The sequence below is a fragment of the Agromyces sp. Marseille-P2726 genome (assembly GCF_902809835.1).
Lineage (GTDB): Bacteria > Actinomycetota > Actinomycetes > Actinomycetales > Microbacteriaceae > Agromyces.
Genome location: NZ_CADDWM010000015.1, coordinates 95,436 through 113,966, shown reverse-complemented (window position 1 = coordinate 113,966; position 18,531 = coordinate 95,436). Strand labels below are relative to the sequence as shown.

The following is an 18,531-nucleotide window of genomic DNA, read 5'->3' as shown; positions in this document are numbered from 1 at the left end:
CATTCGGGCACGCCGCAGCGACGGCGTGCTCGACTCTCAAGCCTAGTCACTCCCCACGTGGCGCCGCCGCGCCGAGCACCGCGAGCAGCGCCCTCGCCTTCACGCGGGTCTCCTCGATCTCCTCCTCGGCGACCGACAGCGCCGTGATGCCGCCGCCCGTGCCGATGCTGGCGCCGCGTGGGGTCAGCACGATCGACCGGATGACCATCGCCAGGTCGGCGCTGCCGTCGATGCCGAGGTACCCGAACGTGCCCGAGTACACGCCACGCGGTCCCTGCTCGAGTTCATGGAGGATCGTCATCGCGCTGCGCTTGGGTGCGCCGGTCATCGAGCCGGCTGGGAAGGCGGCCGCGACGACGTCGAGTGCGGTGAGCGGATGCCGGATCCGCGCGCGAACGGTCGAGACGAGCTGGTGCACGTGGGCGTACTCCTCCACCTCGAGCAGGCTCGGCACCGACACCGAACCGAGCTCCGCGATGCGTCCGAGGTCGTTGCGCATCAGGTCGACGATCATGAGGTTCTCGGCGCGCTCCTTCTCGCTTTCGACGAGCTCGCGGCGCAGCGCGAGGTCGGCAGCCGTGTCGTTCCCGCGCGGTCGCGTGCCCTTCATCGGCTTGGTGGTGACGAAGCCATCTGCATCGACCAGGAGGAACTGCTCGGGTGAGGCGCTCAGGAGCGCGAACTCGCCGAACCGCAGGAGTCCGCCGTGATGGCTCGGACTCGAGGCCCGAAGGGCGAGGTACGTCGCGGCCGGATCGGGTCGTACATCGACGTCGACTCGGTTGGTGAGGCACAGCTGATAGGCGTCGCCCCGAACGATCGCGGCCTGGCACTCGCCGATGAGCTCGGCGTACCGCTCGGGTGAGTGCCGCCAGCGCACGGTCGGAGGCTGTCGGCGATCGCCCTCGACGGCGGCCGGCCGATCGAGCACGGTACGGCCGGGGTCGAGCGCGAGGAAGCGCGACTCGAGGTCGTCGGCCCACGCTGCGGCCGCGGCATCCGTCTCATCCGCCTGGCACCAGACGAGCTGCATGGTGCGTGCGGCGTGGTCGAACACGATGGCTCGGTCGACGAAGAGGAAGGCGGCGTCGGGTGTCTCGGCGTCCGACGCGGGAACGTCGTTGAGCTGCGCCCCGAGCTCGTAGCCGAACCACCCGTACCACCCGAGCCGTGCCGCGAGGTCGTGGTCAGCGTCGGTAGGGCCGGACGAGCGGGCGCCCAGCCCCTCGGCGAGCACCTCGAAGACGGATGCCGCCACCGTCGCCGGCTCGTCGTCGCTGAGCGGCGCGACGCGGCTGACGGTGCCACGCCCTGCGTCAGCGGTGACGAACTCGCTGCCGGCGTGCGCCGTGGCGAGCACGCTGACGCCCGTCGCGGCATCCGAACCGCCATCGAGCCAGACGGTGTACGCGGCATCCGCGAACCACGCACGGAAGACGACCTCGGGATCGCGCCAGCCCACCAGTCGACGGGTGCAGATGCGGCGCATCCTCCCAGCGTAGGGCGCGCCGGCACGGTGAAGGGACGATGCGGCTGCCCGCACCGCCCCTTCCGCGATCAGCCCTTCTAGCGGATCGCCTGGTGTCCCTTGAAGTCGGGCTTGAACTGTCCAAGGGCCTTGCCCTTGCCGGTGCCGTTGACCGCAGACGACGTCTCTGCGAAGACGAGCGTCGAGTGCGCGACGGCGTCGGACATCAGGGCGAGCGTGTCCTCGTCGATGTTCGCCAGCGTGTCGCACGCCGCGTGGTAGCACGGGTCGTACGCCACTCCGGCGGTACCGCCGAAGACGGCCGCCTGCTCGGCCGACTTGATGCCCTCGGCACCCGTGAAGAGACCACCCGCCGGGATGCCCGCTTCGATGAAGCCGAAGTAGTCGCTGCGACCGTCGAAGTCGGTCGGCTCGAACGGCTCACTCTCCGACTCGAAGAAGTCCTCGAAGACACCCTCGATCGTGCCGGAGCCGTTCGGACCCGCCACGCCGAGGGCGTCGCCGTCGCCGTCGTAGATGAAGTTCACCGCGTTGACCGACCCGATCATGTCGAAGTTCAGGTTCACGGCGGTGCCCTTCAGCTCCTTCTTCGGCAGCTGCGACACGTAGTAGCTGGAGCCGATGAGTCCGTCCTCCTCGCCGCTCCAGAAGGCGAACCGCACGCGGTTCTCGGGCTCGATGCCGAGCTCGGCCATCTGGATCGCCGTCTCGAGGATCGCGGCCGTGCCCGAGCCGTTGTCGTTGATGCCAGGACCTTCGGCAACTGAGTCGAGGTGGCCACCCACGACGACCGTACGATCGGCGCGACCGCTGGTGTCGGCCCAGATGTTCTCGGTGGTGACCTCTTCGATGGTGATCTGGACGCTGAGGGTCATCTCGAGACCGGGCGTGTTCACCCACTCCTCACCGAGCGCGAATGGCGCGCTGACGACCGGGAGATCGGGGTCGATGATCGACCCCAGGGTGCCGCCGAACAGCCCGAGACGGTCGTCTCCGGGCACGACATTGCCCTGGTTGAAGATGATCACGCCGCTGGCCTGGGCGGCGAGGGCGTTCGCGGCCTTCACCGCGAAGTCGCACGAGCCACGCTGGATGAGAGCGATGTTCCCGGCCGGGAAGCCCGCGAAGTCGCTCGACTCGCAGCCGCTCGTCGAGCTGCGGTCGCCGGCGAGGTTCACGTCGACCGCCGTCACCGGGGCGCTGACAGTGCCGCCGCCGGTGAAGTCCATGGGGAAGTAGTCGACGCCGAGCGTGTACTGCACGTCGGGGTCGGGCGACGTGCGCGAGAGCGACGTCCCAGTGAAGTTCGTGCGCTCGTAGGTGAACTCCTGGCGAGTGGTCGTGTAGCCGGCGGCCTCCAGTTGGCTTTCGATGTAGTCGACCGACGCTTCGTGGCCCGACGTGCCCGCGGCACGATTGCCGCCGTTCGCCTCCGCGATCTCTTGGAACTCCTCGAGGTGCTCCATGACGCCCTCGACGGTGACGGCGTCGCGCAGGGGCTCGGTATCGGTCGGCACGGCGGCCTGAGCCGGCAATGCCAGGGCCAGCGACCCGCACACCGCGGCCGATGCCGTGATCGCCCCGACCTTCAGGCCGGTTCGAGTTCGATGATTCACAGTTGCTCCTTCGTCGCAGCAGACGTGCATGCGGCAACTCGGACGAGTGCCGCGCGGCCTGCTCTCCGATGAGCAGACCGCTGCAGGTGAGGCTAACTCACGCCCGAGGCGATGGGAAGAGCGTCGTGCTCATCGCCCTCCGGCTCGCCGCGTACCTCGTCATCCTCGGAATCGTCCCCGAGAGTGACGCGAGCCGTGGCCGCCGTCGATACGCTCGAACGGTGAACGAGCTCCTCGACTGGATCCTCGAAACGGTGCAGTCCGTGGATCCGGTCGCGCGCACGCTCATCGCCGGGCTGGGCATCATGCTCGAGACGTCGGTCCTCATCGGCCTCGTGGTGCCCGGCGACACGATCGTGCTCGTCGCCTCCACCGGGGTCGAGGGCACCATCCAGTATTTCGCTCTCACCTTCGCCGTCATCGTGGGAGCGCTGGTCGGTGAGAGCATCGGCTTCGGCCTCGGGCGCTGGTTCGGACCGCGCATCCAGCATTCGCGGCTCGGCCGCAGGATCGGCGAAGAGAACTGGGCGCGAGCCCAGCGATACCTCGACCGGCGCGGCGGCCCGGCCGTCTTCATCTCCCGATTCCTCCCGGTGCTGCACTCGCTCATCCCACTCACCGTCGGCATGAGCACCATGCGGTACCGGCGGTTCATCGCCTGGACCGCGCCGGCGTGCGTCATCTGGGCGTTCGCCTACGTGACCGTCGGCTCGCTCGCCGCGGGAGGATACCGTGAGGTGAGCCGCGAGCTGCACTGGGCGGGGTACGTGTTCGTCGCGGTGATCGCCCTCTTCCTGCTCGTGGTGTGGGGTGTGAAGAAGCTCATCGTGCGTTCGGAGGCCCGGCACATGGCGACGGCCGAGCCGCCAGCCCGAGGCTCGATGGCAGCGGAGGATTCGGGCGGCATCGTGCTCCGTTCGGTCGACGTCGTGTCGGCCGACCTCGACGACGAGGGGTCGGATGCCGCGGCATCCGACCCCTCGAAACACGATCGCGACCGCTAGAAGAGCGACTGGTCGGCGAGCCAGTCGCTCGCGATCTGCTCGGCGGACTGCTGCTCATCGACGCTCAGCGCGTTGAGGGCGACGAGGTCTTCGGCCGTGAGGGCAGCGCTCACGGTGTTGATGATCTCCGCCATCTCGTCGGTGACCTTCTCGCTCACGACCGGAACCACATGCGAAGCCAGGAAGAGCCCTTCGGGGTCTTCGAGGGTCACGAGGTCGTTCGCGGCGATCTTGGGATCGGCGCTGAAGATGTTCACCATCTGCACCTGGTTGTCGACGAGCGCCTTGAGGGTGAGCGGTCCGCCGCTGTCTTCGATGGGCGTGAAGGCGACGTCGACGCCGTACACCTCTTTGAGCCCCTCGGGACCATACGGACGGGTGGCGAGCTCGGAGTTGCCGCCGAGCGTGATCGGCGTCGTCACGTCTTTCAGGTCGGCGAGGCTCGTCACGCCGTTCTCATCGGAGAACGCCTGCGTGACGTTGTACGAATCCTGGTCGGTCGCCGGCGACTGGTCGAGCACCCGGAGCCCTTCGGGAAGGGACGTCTCGAGCTCGGCATAGACGTCGTCGCTCGCGGTCGCGGTGGTGTCGGGAACGTAGTACTGGAGCAGGTTTCCGGTGTACTCGGGGAAGACGTCGATCGAGCCGTCTTCGATCTCGGGGATGTACACCTCACGCTGGCCGATGCGGAACTGCCGGTCGACCGTGAACCCGTTCTGCTCGAGCGCCTGAGCGTAGATCTCGGCGATGATCTCGTTCGAGTAGTAGTCCTGGGAGCCGACGACGATGGTCTCGGAGGCTCCGCTCTGCTCATCTGACCCGCCGTCGAGCGGATCGCCCGACGCACACCCTGCCAGGGCCACTGTCGCCCCGACCGCGACTGCTGCGAGCGCAACGAGCCGGCCTTTTCCTGCTGTGATCATTGTCGATTCCCTTCATGGATGGGTCGCCCCACGACCGTTCGCGACCGGGTCGGCCGGGAACGGAGCTCTCTCGTTCGCGATGCTCGCACCCCGGCGGGCACCACCACGCGCTGGGTGAGCGCGAAGGCGCCGTCGACGACGAGCGCCAGGATGATCACGAGGATCGAGCCGCCGAGCATCTCGGGGTAGTCGCGCGTCTTCAATCCCTCGAAGATGAACCGGCCCAGCCCTTCGTCGGCGATGTAGGCCGCGAGTGTCGCCGTGGCGATGATCTGCAGCGTGGCGGAACGGATGCCGCCGACGACGATCGGCATGCCGAGCGGAAGCTCCACCTTGCCCACGATCTGGGATTCGCGCATGCCCACCGCCCGCGCGGCGTCGACCGTTCGACGATCGACCGATTCGAAGCCCGCGTACGCGCCCGCGAGCAGGGGCGGGATCGCGAGGATGACGAGCGCGATGACCGGCGCCGTGAGACCGATGCCGATCCAGATGCCGAAGAGGGTCAGCAACCCGAGGGTCGGCAGGGCCCGCAACCCGCCCGAGACCATGACTGCGAGGTTCTTGCCACGCCCCGTGTGCCCCACGACGCCGCCGAGCGGAAGCGCGATGGCCGCTGCGATGAGCAGAACCGCACCTGATACCGCGAGGTGCTGGACGATGCGGTCGGGGATGCTGCCCGCACCCGTCCAGTTCACGGGATCGAGGATCCAGGCGATGGCGTCGAAGAAGAGGTTCATGCCGTGCCAGCCTGCTTCACGAGGGTCGTGGCGGCGGCCCGGCCCGTCGCCCCGTCGGCTCTCGACCACGGCATGAGCAGCCGACCGAGGAGCACGCTCGCTCCATCGAGCACCAGGGCGAGCAGGACGGTCGCGACGATGCCGGCGATGATCTCGGCCTGGATGCCGCGTTGGAACCCGTCGGTGAAGAGGCTTCCGAGGCTCGGCACGCCGATCACCGCACCTACGGTGACGAGGCTCACCGTGCTCACGATGACGACGCGGAGGCCCGAGAGGAGCACAGGGCCCGCGAGGGGCAGCTCGACGCCCCAGAACCGTCGGACCGTGGAGTAGCCCACGGCCGTCGCCGACTGGCGCACGTCGGGCGAGACCGAGTCGAATGCGTCGGCGGCGGTGCGCACGATCACCGCGATGCCGTAGAGCGTGAGCGCGAGCACGAGATTGAGCGGTGAACGGAGATCGAAGCCCGTGATCGGGGGAAGCATCACGAAGAGGGCCAGCGACGGCACGGCGTAGAGCAGCGCGCAGAGCGACAGCAGCACGCCGCGCGACCACCGGAAGCGGTGCGCGAGCCACCCGATCGGAATCGAGATCACGAAGCTCAGTATGATCGCGGGCACCGACAATTCCAGGTGAACGAGTGTCAGCTCGCCGATCAGGTCGAGGTTCGACCAGAGCCAGTTCACGAGGCGAGAACCCCTGCAGGACGCCCGTCGGCGTCGACGACCAGTCGACGCCCGTCGACCTCCCTCACGTGCAGCGCCCGTTTGCCGCGGTCGGCTCCGACGAAGTCGGCCACGAACGCGTCGGCCGGATGCGCGAGGATCTCGCCGGGCGATGCGGCCTGCGAGATCTTGCCGCCATGTTGCATGATCACGACCTGGTCGCCGAGCAGGAACGCCTCGTCGATGTCGTGGGTCACGAACACCACCGTCTTCCCGAGCTGACCCTGCAGCCGCAGGAGCTCCTGCTGGAGCTCGGCCCGCACGATCGGGTCCACGGCGCCGAACGGCTCGTCCATGAGCAGGATGTTCGGATCGACCGCGAGCCCGCGCGCGACCCCCACCCGCTGCTGCTGACCGCCCGAGAGCTGGCTCGGGTACTTGTCGGCGAGCGATCGGTCCAGCCCGACCGTGTCGAGCAGGGCGAGCGCGCGATCGTACGCCTCGCGCTTCCTCGTGCCGCGGAGCAACGGCACCGTCGCCACGTTGTCGATGACCCGGCGATGCGGCAGGAGCCCCGAGTTCTGCATGACGTAGCCGATGCCGCGCCGCAGCTGCACCGGGTCGACGGTCGCGACATCCGTGCCGTCGATGAGGACCGCGCCCGCGGTGGGGTCGACCATGCGGTTGATCATGCGCAGGAGCGTCGTCTTCCCGGAGCCGGACGACCCGACGAGCACGGTGGTCTTGTGGGGTGGAATGACGATGTCGACGTTCTCCACCGCAACGGTGCCGTCAGGGAACTGCTTGGTGACGCCACGGAACTCGATCATCGCCGCCTCTATCCCGACTCGGGCACGATCACCCGGATGCAGAGTTCCAGCCAAACATCATTCTCGGCGCGAGGCAACGCGATCACGCCGCGTGGAGGGTGCGGCCCGCTGAACGCTCGGCGTCGAGGGCGGGTCAGGCGACGCTGCTCACGGCACGAACGCCGTCGAGGTGCTCGGCGAGGTAGTGGTGCACGAGTCGTTTCGCCTCTGCGAGGTAGCGCTCATCTCCGGCGGGGTCGCGTTCGAACGCCCGGCTGATCAGTGCGTCGGCGATCTCGAGGGCGACCCCGAGCCGGAACCGGAGCTCGGGCTCGTCGGTTTCGACGTCGAAACCGTCCTCGATGAGCTGCGCCATACGGTGCGCGAACTCGGGTTCGATGTCGTCTTCGGCCGTCTCGCGCTGGCCGGCGTGCACGACCGTGAAGCCGGGCTCATCGCGATAGAGGGTCGCGCACGCGTCGAGTGCGACATCGACCACGTCGCGCCACGTCTCGAGTTCGGCGCGTTCCATCTCGTCGGCGACCCGCTCCCGGAAGCGCCGGATGGCCCGTTCGCGCAGCGCGTGCAGCACCGCGACCCGGTCGGGGAAGTACCGATATACCGTGCCGATCGAGGCGCCGGCGCGCTCGGCGACCATCTGGGTGGTGAGCCGGTCGAATCCGGTTTCGTCGACGATCTCGGCCGCGGCATCGAGCAGCGCATTGAGTCGCTGGGTGCTGCGTCGCTGCGTCGGCTCGGTTCGGATCGAGCGCTTGCGGCTGGTCTCGGCCCTCCGGATCAGGTCGACATTCGCCACGGAACCTCCCTCATTTGCGGCTCCACTCTAGCGGGACCGCCGCGTTCGAACCGACCATCGTCAGGCCCGGCGCGTTTCGCGACCCACCCGTCACGCATGACAGACTGAGTGGATGCCGGCGACCCCCCCGACCCCGGCCGGATCCCAAGAACGTCAGGTCCGGCACCGCGCGGCGCGCCTCGAGGACTGGATCCACGACGTGCGCGAGCGCTGGGCCAGGCGACGCGGACACGTCCCGACCGTCGTCCCGTACACGGGGTACGGCTCGACCGAATGGGCCCGAATCCTCTGCCGCGTGCTGCTCAGCCGGCCGATCTCCGCCGATGAACCATCGAAGCGGCGTCGGCGACGACGCGAGCAGGGCATCCGCGGCTGGCGCAGCTTCACCAGCGTGCCCGTCGGCGACGTGCCCGTCATGATCGAGATCGGCGGAGAACGCCTCGAGGTCCTCGCCGACCGCGGCGGAGTCATCGACACGAAGGTCCCCGTCTCGCTCACGCCCGGATGGCATCGGGCCACGCTGCAGGTGGAGGGCTCGGAACAGGTGGAGGCACCCATCTGGATCGTCGGGCCCGATGTGCACTTCGGCATCATCTCCGACGTGGACGACACCGTCATGGTGACGGCGCTGCCCCGCCCGTTCGTGGCGTTCTGGAACACCTTCGTGCTGGACGAGCACGCGCGCAGCCCGACCCCGGGCATGGCGGTGCTCTACGAGCGCCTCGTCAGAGCTCACCCGGGCGCGCCGGTCGTCTACCTGTCCACCGGCGCCTGGAACGTCGCACCGACGCTCACCCGGTTCCTCTCGCGCAACCTGTATCCTGCCGGGCCCCTGCTCCTCACCGACTGGGGCCCGACGCACGACCGCTGGTTCCGCAGCGGACGCGAGCACAAGGAGGACAGCCTCCGGCGCCTCGCCGACGAGTTCCCGCACGTGCGCTGGCTCCTGGTGGGCGACGACGGCCAGCACGACGAGGAGCTGTACGCGCGATTCGCCGCCGAGCATCCCGAGCGGGTCGCCGCCGTTGCCATCCGTCGCCTCTCCACGGGCGAGGCGGTGCTCGCCGGGGGCCGTACCAAGGCCGAACAGCACGGCGCCGACGTCGCGTGGGTCTCGGCGAGCGACGGCGCCACCCTCGCCGACCGGCTCGCCGACATCGGCATCCTGTAGCCCTCAGGCGGCAGTGGCCGCCGGAGCACCGTGCTCCGCGCGATCGCGACGGATCCGAGCGAGGCCGCGATTGATGTGGCGAGCCCAGAGCGGACCCCGGTAGACGAACGCGGAGTAGCCCTGCACGAGGGTCGCCCCGGCATCGAGGCGATCCTGCACGTCGGCCGCCGTCTCGACGCCGCCGACCGAGATCACGCAGAGCGTGGCGGGCACGTGCGCCCGCACGATCCGCAGCACCGCGCTCGACCGCGCCGCGAGCGGGGCGCCCGAGAGGCCGCCGGCACCGATCGCCTCGACGACGGATGCCGGAGCCCTGAGTCCTTCCCGCGAGATCGTGGTGTTCGTGGCGATGATGCCGTCGAGGCCGAGCGCGGTGACCAGCTCGCAGATCCGGATGATCTCTTCGTCGCTGAGGTCGGGCGCGATCTTCACGAGGAGCGGAGTCGGGCCGGCGACGGCGCGCACCGTTCGCAGGAGCGGCGCGAGCGCGTCCAACTCTTGCAGCCCACGGAGCCCTGGCGTGTTCGGCGAGCTGACGTTCACCACGAGGTAATCGGCGTACGGGGCGAGGACGCGCGCGCTGCGCTCGTAGTCGGCGACCGCGTCGTCGACGGGGGTCACCCGGCTCTTGCCGATGTTCACACCGAGCACGGGTCGCCGGGATCGCCGGCTCAGGCGCGAGAGGCGCCCCGCTGCGGCATCCGCACCGCCGTTGTTGAATCCCATCCGGTTGACGAGTGCGCGATCGCCGATGAGCCGGAAGAGCCGCGGGCGCTCGTTGCCCGGCTGCGCGATCGCGGTGATCGTGCCGACCTCGACGTGCCCGAACCCGAGCTGGCCGAGGCCCCGCACGGCATGGCCGTCCTTGTCGAATCCCGCGGCCACGCCGAAGGGGGACGGGAACCGGAGTCCGAGCGCCTCGACGGCGAGCGACGCGTCGGGCTCGGTGAACCGCTCGACGAGCCCGCCGATCCCGAGCGCCGGGAGCATTCTGATGACACGGAAGGCGAGGTGATGCGCGTCCTCGGGATCCATGCGGGACAGGACGAGGGAGAAGAGGAGTCGATACATGCCGGACTCAGGGTATCGGGGCGCCCGTCGCGACGTGGCCTCGTCACTCCACGGGACGGGCCGGCAGCCTGCCGTGCTCGGCCCTGAGCGCTCCGATGGCCGACTCGAAGTCGTCGAGCGACTCGAACGCCTGGTAGACGCTCGCGAACCGAAGGTAGGCGACCTCGTCGAGCTCGCGAAGCGGTGGCAGGATGGCGAGTCCGATGTCGTTCGCCTCGATCTGCGAGGCGCCGGTCGAGCGGATGGTCTCCTCGACCTTCTGGGCGAGCAGCGCGAGGTCGGAGTCGGTCACCGGGCGGCCCTGGCAGGCCTTCTTCACGCCCGCGACCACCTTCTCCCGACTGAAGGGCTCGATGACGCCGCTGCGCTTGATCACGGCGAGGCTCGCCGTCTCGGTGGTCGAGAACCGACGCCCGCACTCGGGGCACTGCCGTCGGCGCCGGATCGAGAGGCCGTCGTCGCTCGTGCGCGAGTCGATGACCCGAGAGTCGGGGTGGCGGCAGAACGGACAGTACATGGTGCTCTCAGCCTAGTGGCGCGGCGGGACGCCTCCGCCGCCGTGCTCAGCGGCGGAACCGGGCCGTCACCGCCTCGCCATGCGCCGGCAGGTCCTCTTCGGCCGAGAGCGCCGCGATCACCGGCGCCACCTCGCGGAGGGCGCCCTCGTCGTAGCGGACCACCTGCTGGGGCCGGAGGAATGTCGCCGCGGACAGGCCGGCGGTCGAGCGCGCCTGTCCGCCGGTGGGGAGGACGGGGGTCGAGCCCGCCGCGTAGTCGCCGAGACTGACCGGCGAGTACGGTCCGATGAAGACCGCGCCGGCGTTCTCGATGCGGGCGAGCATGGCGTCGGCATCGCGCACCTGGATCTCGAGGTGCTCGGGACCGAAGGCGTTCGAGAAGTCGGCGGCCTGCTCGAGGTCGTCGACCAGCACCACGGCCGACTGCACGCCCTCGAGTGCCGTGCGCACGCGAGCCGAGTGCTTGGTCGCGGCGACCCGTTCGGCCAGTCGTGCACGCACGAGGTCGGCCAGGTCGGTTGAGTCGGTGACGAGCACGGATGCCGCGAGTTCGTCGTGCTCGGCCTGGCTCACGAGGTCGGCGGCCACGAGGTCGGCATCGGCGGTGTCGTCGGCGATCACGAGGATGTCGGTGGGGCCCGCTTCGGCGTCGATGCCCGTGACGCCCTGCACGAGTCGCTTCGCGGCCGCGACGTAGACGTTGCCCGGGCCGGTCACGCGCTGCACGGGCTCGAGGCCCAGCGCCGGAACACCGTAGGCGAACGCGCCGACGGCGCCGGCGCCGCCCATCGCGTAGACCTCGGTGATGCCGAGCAGCGCTGCGGCGGCGGCGATGGTCGGATGGATGCGTCCGCCGAAGGCGGCCTGCGCGGGCGACGCGAGCGCGATCGAGCGCACTCCCGCGACCTGCGCCGGGACCACATTCATCACGACGCTCGACGGGTAGACCGCCTTGCCGCCGGGCACGTAGAGGCCGACACGGCCCACGGGCTGCCAGCGCTGCTCGACGACCGCGCCGTCGGCGAGCTGCGTTCGCTCGAAGGGGGGAACCTGTGCGGCGCTGGCCGCCCGCACTCGCGTGATCGTCGACTCGAGCGCCGAGCGCACGTCGGGATCGAGGATGTCGAGCGCGGCCTGGAGGTCTTCGGCCGGAACGCGTACCGTCGCAGGGCGCACGCCGTCGAAGCGCTCCGCCTGCTCGAGCAGGGCGGCTTCGCCGTGCTCGCGGACGGCGTCGATGAGCCCGCGCGCGGCATCGAGCGCAGCGGTGACATCCATGGCGGCGCGCGGCACGAGGCCGAGCAGGTCGGTCGGCGACGGGCGGGAACCGCGAAGGTCGAGGGTTCGAAGCATGACCGGGCCAGCCTACCGGCCGCTACACCAGGCAGTTCGGGCCGAGGAGGCTCTTCAGCTCGCCGTAGAGGTCGGCGGTGACCTCCACGGGATGCGGCACCTCGAAGACGCGAGCCGTGCGGCCCCTCACCAGGCGCAGCCGCACCTCGGTCTCGCCGCGGTGCCGCACGAGCACGTCGCCGAGCGCGCTGATGGTGTCGGTCGTCGCGCGAACGTCGGGCAATGAGATGACGACCGGACCCGACTCGTCGCCCTGGCCCAGCTCGGGCGAGAAGACGCTGTAGGCGTGCAGGTTCATGCCGTCGTCGCGCAGGCTCACCCGACCGCGCACGACGACGATCGAGTCGCTCTTCAGCGCCGGCGCGAACTCCTGATACGCCTTGCCCATGAACATCACCGTGATCTCGCCCGAGAAGTCCTCGACCTGGATCATGCCGTACTGGTTGCCGCTCTGCCGCGCCACCCGGTGCTGAACGCTCGTCACGAGACCCGCGATCGTGACGGTGTCGCCGTCTTGCGTCGCATCCGAGCTCATGAGCTCCGTGATCGACGTCGTGGCGTGCTTGGCGAGCGGCGCCTCGAGCCCCGCGAGCGGGTGATCGGAGACGTACAGGCCGAGCATCTCGCGCTCGAACGCCAGCTTGTCGCGCTTGGTCCACTCGGGACGATCGGGTACCAGCGACGGAACCGCGTCGCGCTCGTGGTCTTCGAACAGGCTGTCGAAGTCGAATCCGATGTCGCCGACCTCCTCGGCGCGCTTCTCCTTCACCGCGGATTCGACCGCGCCCTCGTGGATCTCGATGAGCGCACGACGAGTCGCACCCAGCGAGTCGAAGGCGCCCGCCTTCACGAGCGATTCGACGGTGCGCTTGTTCGCCACCTGGATGGGCACCTTCTTGAGGAAGTCGTGGAACGACTCGAACCGGCCCTTCTCCTCTCGGGCGGCCCGGATCGCGTCGACGACGTTGAAGCCCACGTTCCGAACCGCGCCCAGCCCGAATCGGATGTCGTCGCCGACCGCCGCGAAGAACCCGATGGACTCGTTCACGTCGGGCGGCAGCACCCGGATGCCCATGCGGCGGCACTCGTTGAGGTACAGCGCGAGCTTGTCGCGCGCGTCGCCGACGCTGGTCAGCAGTGCCGCCATGTACTCGGCCGGATAATGCGCCTTGAGGTACGCCGTCCAGTAGCTCAAGACCCCGTACGCGGCCGAGTGCGCCTTGTTGAACGCATAGTCGGAGAACGGGAGCAGGATGTCCCAGAGCGTCTGCACCGCAGCATCCGAATAGCCGTTGGCCTTCATGCCCGCGGAGAAGCCCTCGTACTGCTTGTCGAGCTCGGACTTCTTCTTCTTGCCCATGGCCCGACGCAGGATGTCGGCCTGCCCCAGCGAGAATCCGGCGACGCGCTGCGCGATCGCCATGACCTGCTCCTGGTAGATGATGAGGCCGTAGCTGGTGTCGAGGATGTCTCGCAGCGGCTCTTCGAGCTCGGGGTGGATCGGCGTGATCGGCTGCAGCCCGTTCTTGCGCAGCGCATAGTTGATGTGCGAGTTCGCGCCCATCGGACCCGGGCGGTACAGCGCGATGACCGCCGAGATGTCCTCGAAGTTGTCGGGCTTCATCTGTCGGAGCAGGGAACGCATGGGCCCCCCGTCGAGCTGGAAGACGCCGAGCGTGTCACCCCGTGCGAGCAGCTCGTAGGCCCCGGCGTCGTCGAGCGCGAGGTCTTCGAGCACGGGCCGGAACCCCCGGTTCGCCTCGATGTTGTCGAGGGCGTCGTCGATGATCGTGAGGTTGCGCAGCCCGAGGAAGTCCATCTTGATCAGCCCGAGCGCCTCGCAGGCGGGGTAGTCGAACTGCGTGACGATCTGGCCGTCTTGTTCCCGCTTCATGATCGGGATGATGTCGATCAGGGGGTCGCTCGACATGATCACGCCGGCGGCGTGCACGCCCCACTGGCGCTTCAGGTTCTCGAGACCGAGTGCCGTCTCGAAGACCGTCTTGGCCTCGGCATCGGTCTCGATGAGGGCACGGATGTCACCGGCCTCCTTGTACCGCGGATGCCGCGTGTCGAGGATTCCCGACAGGGGGATGTCCTTGCCCATGACGGCCGGCGGCATCGCCTTGGTGAGCTTCTCCCCCATGCCGAACGGGAATCCGAGCACTCGGCTCGAGTCCTTCAGGGCCTGCTTCGCCTTGATCGTGCCGTACGTGACGATCTGGGCGACGCGCTCGTCTCCGTACTTGTCGGTGACGTACTTGATCACCTCACCGCGACGACGCTCGTCGAAGTCGACGTCGAAGTCGGGCATCGAGACGCGGTCGGGATTGAGGAAGCGCTCGAAGATCAGTCCGTGCTGCAGCGGATCGAGGTCGGTGATGCGCATCGCGTACGCGGCCATCGACCCGGCTCCCGAGCCGCGGCCGGGACCCACGCGGATGCCGTGGTTCTTCGACCAGTTGATGAAGTCGGCGACGACGAGGAAGTAGCCCGGGAAGCCCATCTGCGTGATCACGCCGACCTCGTAGTCGGCCTGCTTGCGTACCTCGTCGGGGATGCCGGCCGGGTATCGCAGGTGCAGGCCCCGCTCGACCTCCTTCACGAACCAGCTCTCCTCGCTCTCGCCCTCGGGCACCGGGAAGCGGGGCATGTAGTTGGCACTGGTGTCGAACCGCACGTCGCACCGCTCTGCGATCTCGAGCGTGGCGTCGCAGGCCTCGGGATGGTCGCGGAACACGTGCCGCATCTCGGCGGCGGTCTTCAGGTAGAACTCGTCGGCGTCGAACTTGAACCGATTGGGGTCGTCGAGCGTCGACCCCGACTGCACGCAGAGGAGGGCGGCGTGGCTCTTCGCGTCGTGGGCGTGGGTGTAGTGCAGGTCGTTCGTGGCGACCAACGGCAGGCCGAGCTGCTTCGCGAGCCGCAGGAGGTCGTCCATGATGCGCTTCTCGATGCCGAGGCCGTGGTCCATGATCTCGGCGAAGTAGTTCTCGGGGCCGAAGATGTCGCGATAGTCGGACGCCGCCTTCAGCGCCTCGTCGTACTGCCCGAGCCGCAGGCGGGTCTGCACCTCGCCCGAGGGGCATCCGGTCGTGGCGATGAGTCCTGTGGAGTAGGTCTGGAGGAGCTCGCGGTCCATGCGCGGCTTGAAGTAGTACCCCTCGATCGACGCGAGGCTCGAGAGGCGGAACAGGTTGTGCATGCCCTCGGTCGTCTCGGAGAGCAGGGTCATGTGCGTGTAGGCGCCCGAGCCCGACACGTCGTCTTCGCCGCCCCCGCCCCATCGCACCCGGGTGCGGTCGCTGCGATGCGTGCCCGGCGTGATGTACGCCTCGGTGCCGATGATCGGCTTGACACCGGCGTCGGTCGCCTGCTTCCAGAAGTCGTAGGCGCCGAACATGTTGCCGTGATCGGTGACCGCCACGGCGGACATGCCCTGGTTCTTCGCGGCCTGGATGAGCTCCCCCACCCGCGCCGCGCCGTCGAGCATCGAGTACTCGGAGTGGACGTGCAGGTGGACGAAGGAATCGGCGGCCACGGGGCTCCTCATCGAAGTACTGCGAGGCTGGTCTCTGGGGTGATCCGAGTCTACGGTGACCGTGCGACGCGACGGCGAGGACGCGCGCCGGTGCGCGACCCGACCGCGTCAGTCGCCGCGCAGCAGCTCGAGCGCGTGCGCCAGGTCGGCCGGGTACTCCGACTCGAACGTCGTCCAGCTGCCGGCTCCGGGGTGCGCGAACGAGAGCTCCTTGGCGTGCAACCACTGTCGGGTGAGGGCGAGCCGCGCGGTGAGCGTGGGGTCGGCCCCGTACATCCCGTCGCCGACGCAGGGATGCCGCTGGGCCGCCATGTGCACCCGGATCTGATGGGTGCGACCGGTCTCGAGGTGTACTTCGAGCAGGGACGCGTACGGAAACGCCTCGATCGTCTCGTAGTGGGTGACGGCGTTCTTGCCGCCCGCTACCACGGCGAACTTCCAATCGGAACGAGGGTGGCGCCCGACCGGGGCGTCGATCGTTCCGGCGAGCGGGTCGGGATGTCCCTGCACCACCGTGTGGTAGATCTTGTCGACCTCGCGGTCGTGGAACTGCCGTTTCAGGTCGGTGTAGGCGCGTTCCGACTTCGCCACCACCATGAGCCCGCTGGTGCCTGCGTCGAGCCGGTGCACGACGCCCTGTCGTTCGGGTGCCCCCGAGGTCGAGATGCGGTACCCGGCGGCGGCGAGTGCGCCGACGACGGTCGGCCCCTCCCAGCCGAGCGAGGGGTGCGCGGCGACGCCGGCCGGCTTGTCGACCACCACGATGTCGTCGTCGTCGTGCACGATCCCGAGTTCGGGCACCGGGATCGCCTCGACCTGAAGCGTGCGCGCCGGCTCCCAGCTCACCTCGAGCCAGCCGCCCGCGCGAAGGCGGTCGGACTTCTCGACGGATGCCCCGTCGAGCACGGCTCCCCCGGCGGATGCGATGTCCGCCGCCTGCGTGCGGGAGAAACCCAGCAGCTTGGCCAGCCCCTGGTCGACACGCACGCCGTCGAGCCCGTCGGGAACGGGGAACGAGCGGTGCTCCATGCTCAGGACTCGGCCGCGAGCTGCGAGCCGGCGAGCGGAGGGCGCCCGTCGCCGGACGGCGGGGCGTCGGATCCGTCGGTCGGCGCCGCTCCCGGAGCCTCGACGTCGGCTGCGGGCGCCGCGTCGGTCGTGGCATCCGCTCGCCTGGATTCGCGTGTGCCGTCGAGGCCGACGCCCCGGATCGTCAGGATCATGAAGAGCACCATGCTCGAGACGATCGCGATGTCGGCGATGTTGTAGATCGCGGGGAGCATCCACGGCGTCGAGATGAAGTCGATGACGTGGCCGAGACCGAAGCTCGGCTCCCGGAAGAGCCGGTCGGTCAGGTTGCCGAGGACGCCGCCGAGGAGGAGCCCGAAGACGAGTGCCCAGGCTATCGAGCGGATGCGCCGTGCGAACCACACGATGAACGTGATCACGCCGGCGGCGAGGATCGTGAAGATCCACGTCATGCCGCTGGCGAGGGAGAATGCCGCACCAGGGTTCCGCACGAACTGCCATTGCAGCACGTATCCGAGCACCGGCACGACTTCGCCCTCGGTGAGGTTCGTGACGACGAGGAACTTGGTCGACTGGTCGACGCCGTACACCACGATGGCGGCGGCGACCAGGATGATGAGTGCGGTGGTGGTGCCGACCTTCGCGGCCCGCTCAGCCGCCAAAGCCCTGGAACGTCGGTGCAGGTGCCTGCTCGGACGCGTTCACGGGCGACGAGAAGCCCTGGTTCCCCGATACCTGCACCGGCGCCGCCGTGTCGAGCTCGCGCAGCTGGCCCTCGATGTAGCTCTTGAGCTTGGCGCGGTAGTCGCGCTCGAACACGCGCAGTTCGTCGACGCGCTTCTCGAGGGCGAGGCGCTCCTGGTCGAGGATGCCCATCTGCTGACGCTGCTTGGCCTCGGCCTCGGCGACCACGCGAGCCGCGGTGGCGTGACCCTCGGCGATGAGGGCGTCGCGCTTCTCGATGCCCTCGCGCACGTGCTCCTCGTGGAGCCGGCGGGCGAGCTGGAGCAGATTCGTCGTCGACGTCTGCTCGTCGATCTCGGACTGCGGCGTGGGCGTCTGCGCGGGAACCGCGACGGTGGGCGGCGGCGGAGCGGCCGGCTCGTTGTAGACCGGCGCGGGCGTCGGCGCCGAGGGGGCGCCCTTGGACGACTCTGCGGCACGGGCCTCGGCAGCGGCGAGGCGCTGGCGGAGGTCGTCGTTCTCCTGGTTCAGCCGACGCAGTTCGACGACGACCTCGTCGAGGAAGTCATCGACCTCGTCCTGGTCGTATCCCTCGCGGAACTTCGTCGCCTGGAAGCGCTTGTTGACCACATCTTCCGGAGTTAGCGCCATGGCTTCCCACCCTCGATTCTGTCGAACTGCGTGTCGAACTGTTCGGATCACGTTCTGCTAACGGTAGCAAACACCGCATGCCAGCCGCAGTGCCGTTCGTCACGCCCCGACTCCCTCGCAGGAGATCGTCAGCCGGCGGCCGCGGACGACGCTGCGAGCCACGACACGACCGTCATGGCGACGATGACGAGCAGCATGGCGAGGCTCCACCCGAGGTCGAGTGCGACCTGGCCGATACGGATCGGCGGGACGATCCGCCGGAAGAAGCGAACGGGCGGATCGGTGACGCTGTAGATCGTCTCGACGATCACGAGCCACGCCCCGCGCGGTCGCCATGACCGGTTGAACGTGCGCACGAGGTCGAGTACGAAGCGCGCCCACATGACGAAGAAGTAGATGAGGAGCAGCGTGTAGAGGATGTTCCAGATGACGGAGAGAGCGCCCACCCCG

Annotated in this window: 17 protein-coding genes; 2 read left to right on the top strand and 15 right to left on the bottom strand. The window is 69.0% G+C overall.

The window, feature by feature from the left end; genetic code table 11:
• Positions 1-46: 46 nt before the first annotated feature.
• Positions 47-1,489, bottom strand: coding sequence for an aminodeoxychorismate synthase component I (gene pabB, locus HUS56_RS13145; protein WP_173923894.1), 1,443 nt, complete (start codon positions 1,487-1,489; stop codon positions 47-49).
• Between the two features lie 77 nt (positions 1,490-1,566).
• The gene (locus tag HUS56_RS13140) at positions 1,567-3,105 is read right to left on the bottom strand and encodes a M20/M25/M40 family metallo-hydrolase (protein ID WP_254431456.1); all 1,539 of its coding nucleotides are present in this window, start codon (positions 3,103-3,105) and stop codon (positions 1,567-1,569) included.
• A gap of 125 nt (positions 3,106-3,230) precedes the next feature.
• Here HUS56_RS13140 and HUS56_RS13135 point away from each other — a divergent pair, with 125 nt between their 5' ends.
• A complete protein-coding gene (locus HUS56_RS13135; protein ID WP_371808312.1) occupies positions 3,231-4,109 on the top strand; it encodes a DedA family protein in 879 nt (292 codons plus the stop codon).
• On the opposite strand, the gene HUS56_RS13130 is transcribed toward HUS56_RS13135, so the two are convergent.
• The 5 genes from HUS56_RS13130 to HUS56_RS13110 form a co-directional block, all read right to left on the bottom strand.
• Positions 4,106-5,032: an ABC transporter substrate-binding protein gene (locus HUS56_RS13130; RefSeq protein ID WP_173923892.1), complete on the bottom strand. Its 927-nt coding sequence runs from the start codon at positions 5,030-5,032 to the stop codon at positions 4,106-4,108. The genes HUS56_RS13135 and HUS56_RS13130 overlap by 4 nt on opposite strands.
• Positions 5,029-5,772, bottom strand: coding sequence for an ABC transporter permease (locus HUS56_RS13125; protein WP_173923891.1), 744 nt, complete (start codon positions 5,770-5,772; stop codon positions 5,029-5,031). Before HUS56_RS13125 ends, HUS56_RS13130 begins: the two co-directional genes overlap by 4 nt.
• The gene (locus HUS56_RS13120; RefSeq protein ID WP_173923890.1) at positions 5,769-6,458 is read right to left on the bottom strand and encodes an ABC transporter permease; all 690 of its coding nucleotides are present in this window, start codon (positions 6,456-6,458) and stop codon (positions 5,769-5,771) included. Before HUS56_RS13120 ends, HUS56_RS13125 begins: the two co-directional genes overlap by 4 nt.
• Positions 6,455-7,267 (bottom strand): ABC transporter ATP-binding protein, encoded by an 813-nt coding sequence (locus tag HUS56_RS13115; RefSeq protein WP_173923889.1) that lies wholly within the window; start codon positions 7,265-7,267, stop codon positions 6,455-6,457. The genes HUS56_RS13120 and HUS56_RS13115 overlap by 4 nt, the downstream gene beginning before the upstream one ends.
• A gap of 133 nt (positions 7,268-7,400) precedes the next feature.
• Positions 7,401-8,063 (bottom strand): TetR/AcrR family transcriptional regulator, encoded by a 663-nt coding sequence (locus HUS56_RS13110; protein ID WP_173923888.1) that lies wholly within the window; start codon positions 8,061-8,063, stop codon positions 7,401-7,403.
• Between the two features lie 112 nt (positions 8,064-8,175).
• Here HUS56_RS13110 and HUS56_RS13105 point away from each other — a divergent pair, with 112 nt between their 5' ends.
• Entirely contained in the window at positions 8,176-9,234 is a 1,059-nt protein-coding gene (locus HUS56_RS13105) for an App1 family protein (protein ID WP_173923887.1), read from the top strand.
• A gap of 3 nt (positions 9,235-9,237) precedes the next feature.
• Here the strand turns inward: HUS56_RS13105 and HUS56_RS13100 are convergent, their stop codons facing one another.
• The 8 genes from HUS56_RS13100 to HUS56_RS13065 all read right to left on the bottom strand — a co-directional run bounded on the left by HUS56_RS13100 (position 9,238) and on the right by HUS56_RS13065 (position 18,527).
• The gene (locus tag HUS56_RS13100; protein WP_173923886.1) at positions 9,238-10,305 is read right to left on the bottom strand and encodes a quinone-dependent dihydroorotate dehydrogenase; all 1,068 of its coding nucleotides are present in this window, start codon (positions 10,303-10,305) and stop codon (positions 9,238-9,240) included.
• Positions 10,306-10,348: 43 nt separating this feature from the next.
• Positions 10,349-10,822, bottom strand: a complete 474-nt coding sequence (nrdR, locus tag HUS56_RS13095) for a transcriptional regulator NrdR (protein ID WP_173923885.1) — start codon at positions 10,820-10,822, stop codon at positions 10,349-10,351.
• Positions 10,823-10,868: 46 nt separating this feature from the next.
• Positions 10,869-12,176: a histidinol dehydrogenase gene (hisD, locus tag HUS56_RS13090; RefSeq protein ID WP_173923884.1), complete on the bottom strand. Its 1,308-nt coding sequence runs from the start codon at positions 12,174-12,176 to the stop codon at positions 10,869-10,871.
• A 22-nt stretch (positions 12,177-12,198) separates the two neighbouring features.
• Complete coding sequence (dnaE, locus tag HUS56_RS13085; RefSeq protein WP_254431512.1) at positions 12,199-15,669, bottom strand: DNA polymerase III subunit alpha; 3,471 nt, start codon at positions 15,667-15,669, stop codon at positions 12,199-12,201.
• 156 nt (positions 15,670-15,825) lie between these two features.
• The gene (locus HUS56_RS13080; protein ID WP_173923882.1) at positions 15,826-16,746 is read right to left on the bottom strand and encodes an RluA family pseudouridine synthase; all 921 of its coding nucleotides are present in this window, start codon (positions 16,744-16,746) and stop codon (positions 15,826-15,828) included.
• 2 nt (positions 16,747-16,748) lie between these two features.
• Positions 16,749-17,408, bottom strand: coding sequence for a signal peptidase II (gene lspA, locus HUS56_RS13075; protein WP_256368817.1), 660 nt, complete (start codon positions 17,406-17,408; stop codon positions 16,749-16,751).
• On the bottom strand, positions 17,398-18,081 hold the full coding sequence (locus HUS56_RS13070) for a DivIVA domain-containing protein (protein WP_173923881.1): 684 nt from the start codon (positions 18,079-18,081) through the stop codon (positions 17,398-17,400). The genes lspA and HUS56_RS13070 overlap by 11 nt, the downstream gene beginning before the upstream one ends.
• A 128-nt stretch (positions 18,082-18,209) precedes the next feature.
• Positions 18,210-18,527, bottom strand: a complete 318-nt coding sequence (locus tag HUS56_RS13065; RefSeq protein WP_173923880.1) for a YggT family protein — start codon at positions 18,525-18,527, stop codon at positions 18,210-18,212.
• Between the last annotated feature and the right edge of the window lie 4 nt (positions 18,528-18,531).

What these genes read in the sequence shown, in the direction of transcription:
- hisD (WP_173923884.1), bottom strand. Translation starts at nt 12,176, where the DNA reads ATGCTTCGAACCCTCGACCTTCGCGGTTCCCGCCCGTCGCCGACCGAC.
- pabB (WP_173923894.1), bottom strand. Translation starts at nt 1,489, where the DNA reads ATGCGCCGCATCTGCACCCGTCGACTGGTGGGCTGGCGCGATCCCGAG.
- HUS56_RS13115 (WP_173923889.1), bottom strand. Translation starts at nt 7,267, where the DNA reads ATGATCGAGTTCCGTGGCGTCACCAAGCAGTTCCCTGACGGCACCGTT.
- HUS56_RS13105 (WP_173923887.1), top strand. Translation starts at nt 8,176, where the DNA reads ATGCCGGCGACCCCCCCGACCCCGGCCGGATCCCAAGAACGTCAGGTC.
- HUS56_RS13100 (WP_173923886.1), bottom strand. Translation starts at nt 10,305, where the DNA reads ATGTATCGACTCCTCTTCTCCCTCGTCCTGTCCCGCATGGATCCCGAG.
- dnaE (WP_254431512.1), bottom strand. Translation starts at nt 15,669, where the DNA reads ATGCTCGACGGCGCGGCGCGGGTGGGGGAGCTCATCCAGGCCGCGAAG.
- HUS56_RS13080 (WP_173923882.1), bottom strand. Translation starts at nt 16,746, where the DNA reads ATGGAGCACCGCTCGTTCCCCGTTCCCGACGGGCTCGACGGCGTGCGT.
- nrdR (WP_173923885.1), bottom strand. Translation starts at nt 10,822, where the DNA reads ATGTACTGTCCGTTCTGCCGCCACCCCGACTCTCGGGTCATCGACTCG.
- HUS56_RS13070 (WP_173923881.1), bottom strand. Translation starts at nt 18,081, where the DNA reads ATGGCGCTAACTCCGGAAGATGTGGTCAACAAGCGCTTCCAGGCGACG.
- HUS56_RS13125 (WP_173923891.1), bottom strand. Translation starts at nt 5,772, where the DNA reads ATGAACCTCTTCTTCGACGCCATCGCCTGGATCCTCGATCCCGTGAAC.
- HUS56_RS13130 (WP_173923892.1), bottom strand. Translation starts at nt 5,032, where the DNA reads ATGATCACAGCAGGAAAAGGCCGGCTCGTTGCGCTCGCAGCAGTCGCG.